At 51.6% G+C, this 15,765-nt stretch carries 16 protein-coding genes and 1 riboswitch; of the genes, 13 read left to right on the top strand and 3 right to left on the bottom strand.

What is annotated here, in order from left to right:
- The first annotated feature begins 103 nt into the window (after nt 1-103).
- Nucleotides 104-219: riboswitch (SAM riboswitch) on the top strand.
- An 87-nt stretch (nt 220-306) separates the two neighbouring features.
- From JET16_RS03795 to JET16_RS03785, 3 genes are read left to right on the top strand one after another with little or no spacing between them, the layout of a single operon-like run.
- Nucleotides 307-1,314 carry a methionine ABC transporter ATP-binding protein gene (locus tag JET16_RS03795; RefSeq protein WP_199614314.1) on the top strand — a complete coding sequence of 336 codons (1,008 nt, stop codon included), beginning with the start codon at nt 307-309 and terminating at the stop codon, nt 1,312-1,314.
- Entirely contained in the window at nt 1,311-1,970 is a 660-nt protein-coding gene (locus tag JET16_RS03790) for a methionine ABC transporter permease (protein ID WP_199614313.1), read from the top strand. The genes JET16_RS03795 and JET16_RS03790 overlap by 4 nt, the downstream gene beginning before the upstream one ends.
- Nucleotides 1,971-2,012: 42 nt before the next feature.
- Complete coding sequence (locus JET16_RS03785; protein WP_199614312.1) at nt 2,013-2,822, top strand: MetQ/NlpA family ABC transporter substrate-binding protein; 810 nt, start codon at nt 2,013-2,015, stop codon at nt 2,820-2,822.
- A 110-nt stretch (nt 2,823-2,932) separates the two neighbouring features.
- Here the strand turns inward: JET16_RS03785 and JET16_RS03780 are convergent, their stop codons facing one another.
- Complete coding sequence (locus JET16_RS03780) at nt 2,933-3,187, bottom strand: YpbS family protein (RefSeq protein WP_199614311.1); 255 nt, start codon at nt 3,185-3,187, stop codon at nt 2,933-2,935.
- A gap of 87 nt (nt 3,188-3,274) precedes the next feature.
- Here JET16_RS03780 and JET16_RS03775 point away from each other — a divergent pair, with 87 nt between their 5' ends.
- The 4 genes from JET16_RS03775 to JET16_RS03760 all read left to right on the top strand — a co-directional run bounded on the left by JET16_RS03775 (nt 3,275) and on the right by JET16_RS03760 (nt 6,638).
- Entirely contained in the window at nt 3,275-4,009 is a 735-nt protein-coding gene (locus JET16_RS03775) for a ZIP family metal transporter (RefSeq protein ID WP_199614310.1), read from the top strand.
- A gap of 14 nt (nt 4,010-4,023) precedes the next feature.
- The gene (locus JET16_RS03770) at nt 4,024-5,265 is read left to right on the top strand and encodes a M48 family metallopeptidase (RefSeq protein WP_199614309.1); all 1,242 of its coding nucleotides are present in this window, start codon (nt 4,024-4,026) and stop codon (nt 5,263-5,265) included.
- Nucleotides 5,265-5,903: an alpha/beta hydrolase family protein gene (locus tag JET16_RS03765; protein ID WP_199614308.1), complete on the top strand. Its 639-nt coding sequence runs from the start codon at nt 5,265-5,267 to the stop codon at nt 5,901-5,903. The genes JET16_RS03770 and JET16_RS03765 overlap by 1 nt, the downstream gene beginning before the upstream one ends.
- Nucleotides 5,904-6,002: 99 nt before the next feature.
- Nucleotides 6,003-6,638 (top strand): FMN-dependent NADH-azoreductase, encoded by a 636-nt coding sequence (locus tag JET16_RS03760; protein ID WP_199614307.1) that lies wholly within the window; start codon nt 6,003-6,005, stop codon nt 6,636-6,638.
- Between the two features lie 101 nt (nt 6,639-6,739).
- On the opposite strand, the gene JET16_RS03755 is transcribed toward JET16_RS03760, so the two are convergent.
- Nucleotides 6,740-8,023, bottom strand: a complete 1,284-nt coding sequence (locus JET16_RS03755) for a DEAD/DEAH box helicase (protein WP_199614306.1) — start codon at nt 8,021-8,023, stop codon at nt 6,740-6,742.
- A 242-nt stretch (nt 8,024-8,265) separates the two neighbouring features.
- Here JET16_RS03755 and JET16_RS03750 point away from each other — a divergent pair, with 242 nt between their 5' ends.
- Together JET16_RS03750 and JET16_RS03745 are read left to right on the top strand one after the other, a co-directional pair.
- A complete protein-coding gene (locus JET16_RS03750) occupies nt 8,266-9,504 on the top strand; it encodes an aminopeptidase (RefSeq protein WP_199614305.1) in 1,239 nt (412 codons plus the stop codon).
- Between the two features lie 80 nt (nt 9,505-9,584).
- Nucleotides 9,585-9,884 carry a hypothetical protein gene (locus JET16_RS03745; RefSeq protein ID WP_199614304.1) on the top strand — a complete coding sequence of 100 codons (300 nt, stop codon included), beginning with the start codon at nt 9,585-9,587 and terminating at the stop codon, nt 9,882-9,884.
- A 12-nt stretch (nt 9,885-9,896) separates the two neighbouring features.
- On the opposite strand, the gene JET16_RS03740 is transcribed toward JET16_RS03745, so the two are convergent.
- Nucleotides 9,897-11,453: an ABC-F family ATP-binding cassette domain-containing protein gene (locus JET16_RS03740; RefSeq protein WP_199614303.1), complete on the bottom strand. Its 1,557-nt coding sequence runs from the start codon at nt 11,451-11,453 to the stop codon at nt 9,897-9,899.
- Between the two features lie 242 nt (nt 11,454-11,695).
- On the opposite strand from JET16_RS03740, the gene JET16_RS03735 reads away from it, so the two are divergent.
- The 4 genes from JET16_RS03735 to JET16_RS03720 all read left to right on the top strand — a co-directional run bounded on the left by JET16_RS03735 (nt 11,696) and on the right by JET16_RS03720 (nt 15,579).
- Complete coding sequence (locus tag JET16_RS03735; protein ID WP_199614302.1) at nt 11,696-12,685, top strand: Gfo/Idh/MocA family protein; 990 nt, start codon at nt 11,696-11,698, stop codon at nt 12,683-12,685.
- 87 nt (nt 12,686-12,772) lie between these two features.
- Nucleotides 12,773-13,711 (top strand): aldo/keto reductase, encoded by a 939-nt coding sequence (locus JET16_RS03730; RefSeq protein WP_199614301.1) that lies wholly within the window; start codon nt 12,773-12,775, stop codon nt 13,709-13,711.
- Nucleotides 13,712-14,037: 326 nt separating this feature from the next.
- Nucleotides 14,038-14,508, top strand: coding sequence for a divergent PAP2 family protein (locus tag JET16_RS03725; RefSeq protein ID WP_199614300.1), 471 nt, complete (start codon nt 14,038-14,040; stop codon nt 14,506-14,508).
- Nucleotides 14,509-14,619: 111 nt separating this feature from the next.
- Complete coding sequence (locus tag JET16_RS03720; protein WP_199614299.1) at nt 14,620-15,579, top strand: RluA family pseudouridine synthase; 960 nt, start codon at nt 14,620-14,622, stop codon at nt 15,577-15,579.
- The last annotated feature ends 186 nt before the right edge of the window (nt 15,580-15,765 follow it).

The raw sequence follows: 15,765 nt of genomic DNA, 5'->3' as shown, positions 1-15,765 counted from the left end.
CTGAAAAACTGTTATCGAATGTGAAAAAAATTAGAATATTGACGCCGGGTGCAATATGTTTTATATTACTATTTGTCTTTCAAAATAGAATAGCGATTTCGATATCTTATCGAGAGTGGCGGAGGGACAGGCCCGATGAAGCCCGGCAACCGGTTCGCAGCAATGCGGACGTCCGGTGCCAATTCCTTCGGAGACGCGCGGCGTTCCGACAGATGAGATAGGGAACTGGATATGATGAGCCCCTATTTCACTTTGTGAAGCAGGGGTTTTCGTTTCAAGAGGCAACAGCAAGGAGGGATCGCGTGATTGATAGAAATTAGAAACATAAGTAAAACGTTCGATACGGGAGATCGCCAATTCGTCGCTCTCCGCAATATAAACCTGTCGGTCAAGCAAGGCGAAATTTTCGGCATTATCGGACATTCCGGAGCAGGGAAGAGCACTTTGCTCCGTTGCATCAATGCACTCGAAACACCGACGACAGGGTCCGTTATTGTGAACGGGACGGACCTGACGACGTGCGCACCGCATGAGCTCCAGCGGCACCGGCAAAAAATCGGCATGATCTTCCAGCACTTTCACTTGCTGTCTTCCGCAACGGTGTATGACAATATCGCATTCCCAATGAAGCTGGCCAGAGCCTCGAAGCGGGCAATAGACGCGAAAGTAAAGGAGCTTGCGGTCCTCGTAGGATTGGAATCTCACCTGGGGCATTACCCCGCTCAATTGTCCGGAGGTCAAAAACAGCGGGTCGGCATCGCCCGCGCGTTGGCCAACGATCCGTACGTGCTGCTGTGCGACGAAGCGACATCGGCGCTCGATCCTCAGACGACCGATTCAATATTGTCGCTGTTGCTCGACATTAACGAGAAACTCGGCTTGACCATTGTGTTGATCACGCATGAAATGCATGTGATTCGAGCCGTCTGCGACCGGGTCGCCGTCATAGACGGAGGAGACATTGTGGAGTGCGGCAACGTGGTGGACGTATTTTTGCGTCCTTCGCATCCGACCACGAAGCAATTCGTCTCGCAGATCAGCGAACCGGACGACGGTATCGCCGGCAACAATGCTCAATCCCGGGGAACCGTGCTTCGAATCACGTTCCAAGGCGATCAAACGTACGAACCCGTGCTCTTTGAGACCGTGAAGGAAACGGGGATGTCGTTCAGTATTTTGCAAGGCTCCATTTCGCGGATGAAACGCATTCCGTACGGTCAAATCATTGTCGAGCTGCACGGGGACCAACGGTCCGCCGCAATAACGATAGATGCTTTAAAGAGTCGCGGCTTGGAAGTGGAGGCGTTGAAATGAATGTGAAGACCGTTCCATGGGACGATGTGGCGCAAGCAACGGCGGATACGTTAACAATGCTCGGATTTTCCACCGTGTTTACCGTTGCCGCCGGTTTGCCGTTGGGTGTGCTCGTGTTTCTGTTTTCCAAAGGGCAGCTGCTTGAAAACCGGGCGCTGTATACGGCCCTTTCTTCGGTCATCAACTTATTCCGCTCTGTGCCGTTCGTCATCTTGATGATCGCGCTCATTCCGCTCACGCGGCTGCTTGTCGGCACGTCGATCGGCGTGCAGGGCACGATTCCGCCGCTTGTCATCGGAGCGGCTCCGTTCTTTGCGAGAATCGTGGAACAGTCGCTGCGGGAAGTCGACCGCGGGGTCATTGAAGCCGCACAAGCGATGGGAGCGTCCCCATGGCAAATCGTAACGAAGGTGCTTCTACCGGAGGCGCGACCCGGCCTGATCGGCGGCATTACGATCACGGCCATCGTATTGGTCGCATACACCGCGATGTCGGGGTTAATCGGCGGAGGCGGCCTGGGCGATTTGGCGATTCGTTACGGTTACAACCGGTTCAGAACCGATATCATGGTCATTACCGTCGCAATCCTTGTCATTCTGGTTGTTATTCTGCAAACGGCCGGCGACCGGTTGGTCGCGAAATATAGCCGTAAGTAGATATCAAATAAAAGATATATTTCGATTAGGGGGAAATGAGAAATGAACAAATGGTTGGTTGCAGCATTGGCGCTCGTATTGTCGGTGACAGTATCAGCGTGCGGAGGAACAAACGGCAGCACTGAAAACTCGGAGAAAACTACGCTTAAAATAGGGGCAAGTTCCGTGCCTCACGCCGAAATATTGAATTTCGTCAAACCGAAACTGGAAGAGCAAGGAATTGCGCTGGAAATCATCGAATTTGCGGATTATGTCCAACCGAACGTACAACTGTACGAAAAGCAATTGGACGCGAATTATTTTCAACATATCCCTTATCTCGAACAGTTCAACAAAGATCAAAATATGGATTTGGTGAACGTCGCGGGCGTCCACATCGAGCCGTTCGGCGCTTACTCCCAGAAAATCAAGAGCGCCGATGAGCTTTCTCAGGGGGCGAAAGTCGCGATTCCGAACGACCCGTCCAATGCCGGACGCGCGCTTGCGCTGCTTGAAAAGAACGGCCTTCTTACATTGAAAGACGGAGTGGGCGTTAGCGCGACGGTTAGCGACATTGTGGAAAATCCGAAAGGTCTGGAAATTCAAGAGCTGGATGCGGCAATGCTGCCCCGCGTGTTGCCGGACGTCGAGTTGGCGCTCATTAATACGAACTACGCGTTGGAAGCCGGTTTCAAGCCGTCGGAAGACTCGCTGTTCATCGAAGGCAGCGACTCCCCGTATGTAAACGTCATCGCGGCCCGGCCGGACAACAAAGATTCGGATGCGATCCGCAAGCTTGTAGAAGCGCTGCAATCGCAGGATGTGAAAGATTTTATCGCCGAAAATTACGACGGCGTAGTCGCGGCGTTTTAACGGCTGAAAAAAATCCCCCGGGAGATCTTAGATCCTTATCCGGGGGATTTTTCATTTGATTTGTCCCGCTAAGGGAGATATGATTTCTTTGTTGTAATTTGTAAAGCTTCTTATAGCTTTCTCACATATTCGGCAACCATCTCTTTGGTGACGATTTGGCGGGTCGGCGAAATGCCGTGTTTCGCGTGTTCGTTGATCTGTGCTGTGATCGCGTTGATCGCGTCCACATCGAACGGTTCGCCCTGCTTGCAGAGGGAGACGGCCGCGTCAATCGCCTCTTCCCGCAGACGATCGAGATCTTGAAACCGCGCCAGATGCATATATTGTTTACGTGAATGATCGGATATCGCTTGATGAACTTTCATGGGTATCCTCCGTTTGCCGGTAATATTTCAGATGTTACTATATTGCTCCGCATCACTCAACGTGTCAATGTCAGGGGGAGAAATAACATGCAAAGCGTGCTGCTCGGCAGCATTATATCGGCAATGGCGACCGGCATCGGCGCTCTTCCTATCCTTATGTTCCGTACTATGAGTCACAGGCTGCGCGATATATTGCTGGCATTCACCGCCGGGATCATGGTTTCGGCGACAATGTTCAACCTCATACCCGTCGCATTGGAAAACTCGAATTTGCTGACGGTGGGTATCGGCATATTGATCGGTACGACCGTTCTGAGTTTAATGGAAAGCAATTTTCCCCATATCGATTTGGACCATCGCTCGAGGCCTTCGGTTTCGTTCGACTCGAAGAGCATGCTGATCATCACCGCGATCACGCTTCACAATTTACCGGAAGGATTATCCGTCGGAGTTAGCTATGCATCCGAAAGCGAAGGTTTGGGTCCGTTAATCGCATTGGCGATCGGCCTGCAGAACGCGCCCGAGGGGTTTTTGGTCGCACTGTTTTTAACGTATCAGAAAGTAAACAAATTTACCGCCTTTCTCATCGCAACGATGACGGGAATGGTCGAAATCGTAACCGGCTTGCTGGGATACACGCTGACCGCCTACGTCGCGAGCCTTGTTCCCTACGGACTTGCTTTTGCGGCGGGGGCCATGCTGTTCATCGTTTATAAAGAATTAATACCGGAAAGTCACGGGGACGGAAATGCGAGCGCATCGACTTATTCTTTCATACTCGGCCTTATAACGATGATTGCTTTGATTGAATGGTTCGGGTGAGAGCGGAGGTACGGATGAATCCGGGTTTTGCAAAAATGTTTCGCATTTACTTGATTTTGTTCGGATTGTACGCAATTGCGATCGGGGCATACATATGGTTTGACGCTGCGCAGCCGACGGCCGCCGCGGACCGAGGGACCGCCGTCGATCCCGCGACCTTTATGCCTGGAGCGGACCTCGCGAAGATGAAAGAATATTCCGCTTTGCGGAATTGGCTGTTTTTTATCAGCTATCCGTGGGAATGGGGCATATATTTGTTTCTTCTGTTTAGCGGGGCGGCAGCAAGCTGGAGCAAGCGGTTTGTGTTCCCGGTCTTCATCTTCGTATTAACGGTTGCTGTTTTTGCGCTGCAGCTGCCGCTCCGAATCGCGGGGTATTCCATATCGAGGAGTTACGGTATATCCACGCAATCGGCGGCAAGCTGGATGCAGGACATGGCGGTAAGCTTCGGGATCCGATATTTAATGCTGCTGGCGATCGTGTGGGTCGTATACTTTGCGATGGGCAGGGTGCGGCGTTGGTGGCTTGCATTATGGCTGCTGTCGGTTCCATTTATAGTGTTTATGACTTATGTTCAGCCTGTCGTGATCGATCCTTTGTACAACACGTTCAAGCCCTTGTCGGATCCCGAATTGGAACGGCATATATTGGAGCTGGCGGATCGGGCCGGCATTCCGGCCGACAGAGTGTACGAGGTGAACATATCGGAAAAGACGAACGCCTTGAACGCATATGTTACGGGAATCGGACCGTCGCTTCGCATCGTGATATGGGATACGACACTTGAGGCGTTGAACGAGCGGGAGATTTTATTCATAATGGCTCATGAAATCGGTCATTACGTTATGCATCACTTGGAGTGGAGCGTTGCCGGTTCCGCGGGCTCGGCTTTGTTATTCCTATGGATCGGAAGCCGGCTGTACCGGTATTCCGTCGTCCGCTGGGGAGGTTTCGCAGGCATACGTAAGGAGAACGACCGGGCGTCGCTGCCTCTGCTGCTGCTAATCCTGTCCGTTCTCACTTTCTTGACTTTGCCGGCTTCGAATGCGGTCTCAAGAGAGGCCGAGCGGGCTGCGGACCGGTATGCCGTCGAGTTGACCGGAAGCGGGAAAGGGGCGGTCGGCATGTATCACAAGCTGGCGGCATCCTCTCTAAGCGATATCGATCCTCCGCTGCTCGTAAAGTGGTTTCGATCCACCCATCCGAGCATTAAAGAACGCATATTATTTGTGCAAAGCGTTGAGGCCCGAAAGTGATGAATGATGTAACGTTATGTTTCGCCGCGGGCTTCGCCACCGCTCCGAATTTCATGACCGAATTCGGAAACGAGCTCGCAAGAAGATTTGTACGATTGGGATTGCATCCGTCCGTCCGTCATTTGTTTCCGTACGGGGACTGGAGCCGTTCCCGCTGGCAGCAGCTGGCGGAAATCCAAAGCGATCTTGCAGGCGGCTTCTTCGGGCGTTTACGCTCGACTGGAGGAGGCCGCCTGGCCGATATGCTGCAGCCGGAGAACGGTACGGAAGGGGACCGAATTATATTGATCGGCCACAGCGCCGGAGGGATGGCAAGCGTTCATGCTGCGGGATTGCTGGCATCCTCGGGAGACCGGCGTACGATAAGCGTCGTACAGATCGGATCGCCCAAGTGTCCGGTTCCTCTCGGGATGCGTCACTCCGTATTGTTTGTGTATGCGGCCGACCGGTATGGGAAACGTTCCGATCCGGTAACCCGCCTAGGGAAGTGGGGGAGGTTCGCTCCGGCTTCTGTTGAGGGGATCACGATCGTAGGCGGGCATAAAGATTACTTTCGGAACGGATCCCTCTTCACCGATGAACAAGGCAGGACGAACCTGGATCATGTTGCGGAATGTGTTTGGTCTTGGCTTCAATAATAATTTACTTGACGAAAACAACAGGTTAAAATATACTAACTATCGTAAAGTAACTAAGTGAGAAACTATTATGAATAACAGGAAGGATGAAGAACGTATATGGCAACTGTTTTGTACATTACCGCGCATCCCGGAGACTCCACCCATTCTTACAGCTTGGCCGTGGGCGAACAATTCGTGGCAGCTTACCGGGAAGCCAATCCGGGGGATGAAGTCGTTCATCTTGATCTTTACAAACTCGATATCCCGCAAATTGACGCCGACGTATTCAGCGCTTGGGGTAAACTGCAGTCCGGCAACGCTTTCGATCAACTGAGCGGATCCGAACAAGCAAAAGTAGGGAAGCTCGGCCAACTGGTCGATCAGTTTACGGCCGCCGACAAGTATGTTTTCGTCAATCCGATGTGGAACTTCTCGTACCCTCCGGTCATGAAGGCTTATATCGATTCGATCTGCATTGCAGGCAAAACTTTTAAATATACCGAACAAGGGCCGGTTGGGCTGCTAACCGGCAAAAAAGCGCTGCACATTCAAGCAAGCGGAGGCGTCTATTCGCAAGGTCCGATGCAAGATATTGAAATGGGTCACCGCCATTTGAAATCTGTCCTGGCATTTATCGGCGTAACTTCCTTGGAAGCAATTTTTGCTGAAGGCATGGGTGCGGCGCCGGATCAAGCTCCCGCCATCAAAGCGAAAGCGATCGAAAAAGCGCGCGAAGCCGCCAAACATTTCTAATTGTCTTATAAGAGAACGGGCAGTCCTTCTTATGCAAAGAAGACTGCCCGTTTTTTATCGTTTGAGTCGAGAGTGTGTGTCAAGCCGGAATAGCATTAGCATTATTTCCTCTTGCGTACATAAGGTTTTCCCTGTCTTGCATTTCCTTCATTGCGCCTTCTCCCGTCATGCTTGCCGAATTTTCCGCCGCGGCGATCGTTCCCCGGCTTCGTCCGGCGTTCCGGACCCGCCGGACGTTCCTTCTCCTTGTTGCCGTGTCCGACCCCGAATTCGGACATATTGCTGCGGTCCAACGTCTTTCCGATTCCCCGTTCTATATGCTGCAAAGCCGCGCGGTCCTTCGGCGCAACAAGGGTGACGGCCATCCCCTGCTGTCCGGCCCGGCCGGTGCGGCCGATCCTGTGAATATACGACTCGGTATCCAGAGGAACGTCATAGTTAAACACATGGGTCACACCTTCGACGTCGAGTCCGCGCGCAGCCACATCGGTCGCAACCAAGATTTGCAGCTTCGCATCCCGGAACCGTTTCATAACCGCTTCCCGCTTCGCTTGCGTCAAATCTCCGTGCAGCTCGTCCGCTTCGTATCCGTTGGCGAGCAGCGCTTCGGTCAGCTTCTTCGCCCGAATTTTCGTTCTGCAGAAAACTACCGCAAGATACGGTCTGTATGTATCGATCATCCGAAACAGCGTCGTTGCTCTGGCACGGTCCGTCGTGTCGACGGCAAGCTGGCGAATATCTTCCAAAGTGATCTGCTTGCCTTGAATTCGCACATCCTTCGGCTGCTTCATATAATTTGCCGCCAACCGCCGTACAGGTCCGGGCATCGTTGCGGAGAAGAGCATCGTCTGGCGTCGGGGGGACATTTGTCGAATAACATCCTCGACTTCCGTTAAAAACCCCATTGCAAGCATCTGATCCGCTTCATCCAAAACAAACATCGTCACGTTCGAGAGTGAGATCGTTTCCCGGCGCAGATGATCGAGCAACCGTCCGGGCGTCGCCACGACAATATGCGTATCGCCCTTTAATTTACGGACTTGGGCGTCGACGTCTTGTCCCCCGTAAACGGCGAGAACGCCGGCTCCGACAACGGGCGCCAGCCTCTTCGCTTCCGCAGTGATTTGGATCGCCAATTCGCGGGTCGGAGTAAGAATGAGCGCTTGAACTCCCGGCTTTCGAGGCTCGACGATTTCCAGAATCGGTAACAAAAAGGCGAGCGTTTTTCCGGTACCGGTTTGCGCTTGCACGATGGCGTCGTCACCGGAAAGCAACACGGGAACCGCTTGTTGTTGAACAGGTGTGGGAACTGCGATGCCTTGCGATTTGAGCGCGTCAACGAATTCTTTGCGAATGCCCAATGCGGCGAAAGTGTTTGTAGTCATGGTATTTGTCCTCATCTTTCGGTATATGTACGAAAAGCTTCTATCCAAGCACATTCAATGAAGCGGGTACGTCCTCTAAAATCGTTTCGTCAAAACTTGTATATTCTAGAGTTATAATATAAACCAGTTTACCCCGAAAATGCTTCAAAAATCAAAAGGCTGCCGATCAGGCAGGATTTGTCGGCGGCAAGAAGAATTGGTAAACTTCGGTACATATCGATATGGAAGGTTGAGTGAGTTCAATGAGCTCGAACGAATTTCAGCGAAAGCTTGATAACTACATGGAGTTGGCCGTAAAGATCGGGGTCAATGTTCAGAAAGACCAGACGCTCGTCATTAACGCCCCGACGTCTGCATTGGAGCTCGTTAGAAAAGCTGCTAAAGCTGCATACGAAGCAGGAGCGAAAAATGTTCACGTGGAATGGAGCGACGATGTTTTAGTCCGGTTGAAATACGATTTGGCGCCGGATGAAGCTTTCACCGAGTTCCCGTTGTGGAAAGCGAAAGGTTTTGAAGAGATGGCTGCGGACGGCGCGGCGTTCTTGTACTTCATTTCGTCAAACCCCGACTTGTTGAAAGGCGTCGATCCGGACCGCATCGCGACTTCGAGGAAAGCGGCAGGCGAGGCCATGAGCGAATTTCGCAAATACGTCACGTCGGACAGAATTAGCTGGAGTATTCTCGCTGTGCCGACCGATGTTTGGGCGTCAAAGGTGTTTCCGGACGTACCGGCGGAAGAGAGGGTGGCAAAGCTTTGGGATGCTGTATTCAGCGCGACGAGAGCCGATCATGACGATCCCGTTGAGGCTTGGAATAAGCATCTGAGCAACTTGCGGACGAGGATGGAAACGCTAAACGCGAAAAAATATAAGGCGTTGCACTATCAAGCGCACGGTACGGACCTTACGGTCGAATTGCCTCCGGAACATGTTTGGGTAGCGGGTGACAGCGTGAACGAGAAGGGCGTGCCGTTCGTCGCGAACATTCCTACGGAAGAGGTGTTCACGGCGCCGTTAAAGACCGGAGTAAACGGCACGGTCCGGAATACGAAGCCGCTTAACTACGGCGGCAATGTCATCGACGGCTTTTCGTTAACGTTTCGCGAAGGACGGATCGTCGATTTTGCGGCGGAAACCGGTTATGAAACGCTGAAGAGGCTAATCGATACGGACGACGGTTCGCATTATCTTGGCGAAATGGCCCTTGTCCCACACCGCTCGCCGATTTCGGATACGAACCTCATCTTCTACGACACGTTGTTTGACGAGAATGCTTCGAACCACTTCGCGATCGGAAACGCATACTCGTTCTGCATTGAAGGCGGAAAATCGATGACGAAGGAACAGCTCGCGGAGCGCGGACTGAACGAAAGCATCACGCACGTCGACTTTATGATCGGCAGCGCGGAGATGAATATCGACGGAATTAAGACGGATGGCACAAGGGAACCATTGTTCCGAAACGGCAACTGGGCGGACTAAACAAATGAAGGGGCTATCCCGGTCATTCATAAGATGAAACTCCGGGCTAGCCCCTCGATCTACGGGAAGGTATGAACATTATGGCTTTCGGAATCGACCGGGAAGAATTAAACGAATGGAAACGGGAGGTTTCCAAAGGCAACATCGCTTTTCTCACGCATTATTGGCTGCATCCGCGATTCCCGGAAGTGAAAACCGTAACGAAAGTGGGATGCGCCGATCTCGAACGGTTGAAAGAGTGGCTCGTTTCTTACGGTTTGAATCCCGCATACATTCACGCCCGGGACAGGTACCCGCATTTCGATCTGATCGGCCCGAAACAGAAACAAATATTGATGCTGGAACAGCAATGGGATCAAATTAACCGGTTTAAACTTTAGTGTGACGAATAGTTAAAACACTTTAGTTGTCCACGTTTCGCAATTCCACAGGTCCGTCGTCACATCCCTGTAAAACTCCGGCTCGTGGCAGATGAGCAGCACAGTTCCTTTATACGCTTGAACGGCGCGTTTTAATTCGTCCTTTGCGTCTACGTCCAAGTGGTTGGTCGGCTCGTCGAGCACAAGCACATTCGTTTCTTTATTGATGAGCTTGCAAAGCCGGACCTTCGCTTTCTCGCCTCCGCTCAACACCTCGACTTTGCTTTCGATATGTTTGGTCGTCAGCCCGCATTTCGCCAATGCGGCGCGCACCTCGAATTGCGTGAAAGACGGAAACTCGTTCCACACTTCGTCAATGCAAGTGTTGTAGTTCGTCCCCTTGATTTCTTGCTCGAAATATCCGATATGCAGGTAATCTCCTAGCTCGACGGAACCCGAGATCGGCCGAATTTCTCCCAAAATGCTGCGCAAAAGCGTAGTCTTGCCGATACCGTTCGCTCCTGAAAGCGCGATTTTCTGTCCCCGTTCCAAACGAAGGTTAAGAGGCTTGGACAACGGTTCGTCATAACCGATGACAAGTTCCTTTGTTTCGAATATGACTTTCCCTGACGTTCTCGCTTCTTTGAAACGGAATTCCGGTTTCGGTTTCTCCTTGGCGAGTTCAATGATATCCATCTTATCAAGCTTCTTCTGACGGGACATCGCCATATTACGGGTAGAGACGCGAGCCTTGTTTCGCGCCACGAAATCTTTCAGATCGGCGATTTCCTGCTGCTGCCTCTTGTAGGCCGCCTCGAGCTGCTCTTTCTTCGCTTCGTGCACTTGCTTGAAATGGTCATAGTCGCCGACATAGCGGTTCAGCTCTTGGTTTTCCATATGGTAAATCAGATTGACAACGCTGTTTAAGAACGAAATGTCGTGCGAAATAAGGATAAAAGAGTTCTCGTATTCTTGCAGGTAGCGCTTCAACCATTCGATGTGAGATTCATCCAAATAGTTTGTCGGCTCGTCCAAGAGCAAGATGTCCGGTTTCTCCAGCAGCAGCTTGGCGAGCAGCACCTTTGTCCTCTGACCGCCGCTTAAATCGTGAACGTCGCGGTCCAACCCGATATCGTCCAAACCGAGCCCTCGCGCAATTTCTTCGACCTTCGCATCTATCACGTAAAAATCGTTGTTCGTCAAAATATCCTGCAGCGTGCCGACATCTTCCAACAGCGCTTCCATCTCTTCCGGACTTGCTTCTGCCATTCGTTCATAGGATTGATTGATTTTTTGTTCCATGTCGAACAAATATTGAAACGCGCTCTTCAATGCGTCCCGTATCGTCATGCCTTTTTGCAATACTGCGTGTTGGTCGAGATAACCGACTCTGACGTGTTTGGACCATTCCACTTTCCCGGCATCCGGTTCGAGCTTGCCCGTGACGATGTTCATAAACGTCGATTTTCCCTCGCCGTTCGCACCGATCAATCCGATATGCTCGCCTTTCAACAGCCGGAAGGATACATCATTGAATATAGCGCGGTCTCCAAAGCCGTGGCTTAAATTTTTAACGGTTAAAATACTCATCGCATACACCTTTTCTATATTTGCTGGTTCCGAATTTGATTATATTCTTGTTTTTCCGAGGAAACAATGAGTATTCATATGTCAATCAGGAAGGATGTTTCCAATTGATCACTTCTCGGTTTCCCTCATTAATATCCTTATATCCCAGTAGAAAATGTTAATATATCGCTAATTCCGGGCTTTTTTTATAATGTCAGGAGAGGGTGAAAGAAACATGCCATTCTGACAGGAGAGTGAGTCTTATGTCTAATCAACAGCTGCGGTGGGGGATTGTCGGCAGCGCGGCGATTGCGAAGCGAGCCGTCATTCCTGGAATTCAAGCGTCTAAGAGCGGCGTCGTTGCCGCCATTGCCAGCCGAACGGAGGACAAAGCGAAAGAAACCGCGGAATCGCTGGGCATTCCGACCGCGTACGGCAGTTATGAGCAATTGCTTCAAGACGATTCAATAGACGCGGTGTACATTCCACTGCCGAACCATTTGCATAAGGAATGGACGATTAGGGCGGCGGAAGCCGGCAAACATGTTTTATGCGAAAAGCCGATTGCATTGAACGCCAAGGAAGCTCATGAGATGGTGGAAGCTTGCGAAAAGGCGGGCGTCGTCCTTGCGGAAGCGTTCATGTACCGTCATCATCCAAGATGGGACCGGATCAAGGATATTATCGCTTCCGGAGAAATCGGCGACATTCGCGGTATTCACGGAACGTTCACCTTCAACAGCGCGGGGAATCGCGAGAACGTGCGGTTTCGGAAAGAGTGGGGAGGCGGCTCCGTATACGATGTGGGATGTTATCCCATCAGCGCAGCGCGCATGATCTTGGGAGCCGAGCCCGAAGCGGTAACTTGCCGTGCGTTGTTCTCGCCGGAGCATGACGATGTGGATATGATGGCATCCGGGCTTCTCGAATTTGCGGGTGACGTATCTTTGACTTTCGACTGCGGCATGTGGGCCGATTTCCGGAATACGCTGGAGATTCTAGGAACCGTCGGCCGTATTGAAGTGCCTTCCGCATTTATCGGAAATCAGAATTTTTACGTCATTGCGAAAGGACAGCGCCGGGAAGAAACGATGCCCGAGCTGAACACGTACTCGCTGCAAGCGGACGTCTTCGCAGAAAACGTGCTTCGCAAAACGGCACAAAAGTATCCTCCTTCCGACGCCGTGAAAAACATGACGGTTATCGACGCCTGTTTGCTGTCGGCAAGAGAACGCATTCGCGTTTCATTATAAGGAGGCAACCGAAGGTTGTCCGCGATATAAGGAGGCAACCGAAGGTTGTCCGCGATGACGAATATATGAAGCATAGGAGGCAGAGCGATGAAATACATTCAAATTCCGGGTTTAGAGCGCGACGTATCGCGATTGATTTTAGGAACGGACTATTACAAACCGGAAATTCTTGACCGAATCGGTCCCATTATGGACGCGTTCGTTTCGATCGGCGGAAATACGATAGACACGGCTGAAATATACGGCGGCGGGGAGAGCGAGAAGGCTCTCGGAATGTGGTTGAGGGAAAGCAAAAATCGGAACGTTGTCAACGTTTGGACGAAGGGAGCTCATCCTCACGGCAATTCGGGTCCGAGAGTGTATCCGCAGGCGATACGCGAAGATATCAGCGTGAGTCTGGACAGGCTTCAGCTCGAGTACGTCGATTTGTACGCCCTCCATCGGGACGATCCGGGCGTGCCGGTCGGACCCATTGTGGAGGTTCTTAACGAATTGATCGAATCCGGTCTCGTGCGCGCAATCGGCGTCTCCAATTGGACGCACCAGCGCATTCAAGAAGCGAACGATTATGCGAAAGACCATGGGCTTGTCGGATTTTCGTTCAGCAGCCCAAATTTGAGCTTGGCCCGTGCGAATGAGCCGTTCTGGACCGGCTGCATATCCGTAGATGACGAAGCGATTCGTTGGCATACGCAGAGTCAACTGCCGCTGTTGTCGTGGTCGGCGCAAGCGCGCGGATTTTTTTCCGGGAGATTCCGGCCCGACGTTCGCGATGACGCCAATATCGTCCGCGTATTTTACAGTGATGACAATTGGGAGCGATTGAGAAGAGCGGAGCAGCTTGCGAAAGAAAAAGGAATGACCACAATTCAAATCGCATTGGCATACGTGTTGAATCAACCGTTCCCGACGTGCGCCCTGATCGGTCCGGGGAACTTGGATGAGCTGCATTCATCCCATCAGGGCTCGCAGCTCGTTCTCACGCCTGAAGAGATGGGATGGTTGGATTTGTCATCCGGGAAATAAGATTGCCCGTATTTCCCGGGGAAGCGCATGTATCGACTGTTTCTATCGTTTTTCGACAATCGGAAGAAAATGACTTACGTCACTTTATTTGGGAGTATTTTCCCGCTGATGACCGAAATGAAGCAGGGTTTCAATATGTATTCTCGAAGAAGGTACTTACCACTTTGGGAGGCTGTTTTCTGGCTGCCGGATTGGCGATCGGAGCTCCTGTGGCGGCAAACCAAGATTAGCCGCCGACCGGCAACCGCCGACTGCCTTCTGAAATCGGTAGCCTCCCTGCATATTTGTCCGGCATATGAACGATGCTAAGGCGAGAGGTGATTGCGTTGAACAGAGCGGTAATAACCGGTATAACCGGTATCGCCTTGGCTCAAGGTTTGAAGCTTCCGCTGCGGTTTTTCCGGACGGGCAAATGGGAATGGGGAGCTTTGACCGATGCGGGCGGCATGCCGAGCTCTCACGCTGCAGGCGTTACGTCTTTAGCCACATATGTTGCGTTAAAGAAAGGCGTTTCGGCGATCGATTTTGCCATAAGCTCGATATTCGGACTTATCGTAATGTATGACGCGATGGGCATTCGCCGGCATGCCGGCGAGATGGCCGTAAAACTTAATGCGCTTGACGTACAAGTCGAGAAGCTTGCCGACCGGCAGCCGGGTGTATACCATGCCGAACGAAGGGAAGCTCTCGAGGAGCAGCTCGGACATATGCCTCAGGAGGTTGCGGCCGGGGCTTTGCTCGGAGCGGTTTGCGGGCTAGTAAGCCGCGCCATGGAAATAAGCAAACGCAGTAGATGAATGCGGCAGTTACAGTCCCGTTGAACGCGAACGGGGCTTTCTTTTTTGCTTCATATGGTAAACTGTATTTACAATAACATTAACATTTAATGCTGGGAGTGCCATTGAATCATGATCACCCGTACGGTTACCCCTTCCGAAAGCGGAAAACGGCTCCACCGCTATGTACGGAATTTAATGCCGAATTATCCTTTGGGACAAATTTATAAAATGATCGATCAAGGGAAAGTCAAAGTGAACGGCAAACGGAAAAAGCAGAATTATGAGATGGCGGCCGGTGACGAATTAACGATTTTTATTGACGACGAGACGTTCAAACAGTCAAGCAGGGCGGAAAAGAAAGTAAAATATTCGGGCATCCGAAGCGACATTGATGTCGTCTATGAGGACGATGAGCTGATGCTTGTCAACAAACCCGCCGGATTGCTCACTCATCCGGACCAAACCGAGCAGAAGGATACGATGATTACCCGGGTCCACGCTTATCTTTATAAGAAAGGATTGTTGGACAGCCATCTGTTTTCGCCAGCCACCGCCAATCGGTTGGATCGGAATACAAGCGGACTTATTCTGATCGGAAAAACGGCCGGCATGCTGCATCAATTGAACCAATGGATCCAAAAGCGCGAATTGGAAAAGTATTATGTAACGGTCGTCGAAGGCAAAGTGACGGGGAATGGGACGATTACCCGCGCCTTGGTGCGCGACGAGGGGAGAAATCGTACGATTGTTGTGAGCGGCGGCGGTTCGGGAAATTCTGAGGAAAAGGAAGCGACGACCAGATATCAAGCGTTGGAGTACGGGCAAGGATATACACTTGTAGAAGTTGAGCTGGTTAGCGGCCGGACGCACCAGATCCGCACTCATTTCCAAAGCATCGGTCATCCGCTGTTGGGCGATATTAAGTATGGTGGAAAAGCGGTGAACGGAGTAAACCATCAGCTGCTGCACGCTTGGAAGATCGTGCTGCCGGACGGCAGAACGTTTACCGCGCAGCCGCCTTCGCTGTTCCGAAAGGTGCTGCGACAGGCAGGCATTCGTTTATTGACGGGGGCGGTTGGAGAAAATTAGTGCTTGTACTCGGATTAGCAATCGTGATACATTGTAATTCCGGCCGCGAGATCGATCGGGTCTTGAATGAGACTTTTGTGAGAGAATGCAACGGTTGGGAAAACTTTCCGGTTGCAAGCCGCCGGGCAAATGTGATACATTGTATTTCCTGTCGCTTCGAGCGGCGGAGTTGAGCAAGACAAGCTT

The organism is Paenibacillus alkalitolerans, from assembly GCF_016482785.1.
GTDB lineage: Bacteria > Bacillota > Bacilli > Paenibacillales > YIM-B00363 > Paenibacillus_AE > Paenibacillus_AE alkalitolerans.
This window is presented reverse-complemented; position numbering and strand designations above follow the sequence as displayed.